Source organism: Streptococcus sp. HMSC068F04 (genome assembly GCF_001837455.1).
Lineage (GTDB): Bacteria > Bacillota > Bacilli > Lactobacillales > Streptococcaceae > Streptococcus > Streptococcus salivarius_D.
In genome coordinates, this window is sequence record NZ_KV832537.1 from 1 (window position 1) to 373 (window position 373).

Below are 373 nucleotides of genomic sequence, written 5' to 3' on the forward strand. Positions count from 1 at the left end.
GGTCAGCGGTTCGATCCCGTTAACTCCCATAGGTCCCGTGGTGTAGCGGTTATCACGTCGCCCTGTCACGGCGAAGATCGCGGGTTCGATTCCCGTCGGGACCGTCAAGTAGAAATATTTGAGACTCGTTAGCTCAGTTGGTAGAGCAATTGACTTTTAATCAATGGGTCACTGGTTCGAGCCCAGTACGGGTCATATATGCGGGTGTGGCGGAATTGGCAGACGCACCAGATTTAGGATCTGGCGCTTAACGGCGTGGGGGTTCAAGTCCCTTCACCCGCATTATAGAAAAGTTAGCCGGCTTAGCTCAGTTGGTAGAGCATCTGATTTGTAATCAGAGGGTCGCGTGTTCAAGTCATGTAGCCGGCATAAA

At 52.0% G+C, this 373-nt stretch carries 4 tRNA genes; all 4 read left to right on the forward strand.

What is annotated here, in order from left to right:
- Positions 1 to 31 precede the first annotated feature (31 nt).
- The 4 genes from HMPREF2571_RS09880 (at position 32) to HMPREF2571_RS09895 (ending at position 369) form a co-directional block, all read left to right on the forward strand.
- Positions 32 to 104, forward strand: a tRNA-Asp gene (locus tag HMPREF2571_RS09880).
- 18 nt (positions 105 to 122) lie between these two features.
- Positions 123 to 195 (forward strand) — tRNA-Lys (locus HMPREF2571_RS09885).
- A gap of 5 nt (positions 196 to 200) precedes the next feature.
- A tRNA-Leu gene (locus HMPREF2571_RS09890) sits at positions 201 to 282 on the forward strand.
- 14 nt (positions 283 to 296) lie between these two features.
- Positions 297 to 369 (forward strand) — tRNA-Thr (locus HMPREF2571_RS09895).
- The last annotated feature ends 4 nt before the right edge of the window (positions 370 to 373 follow it).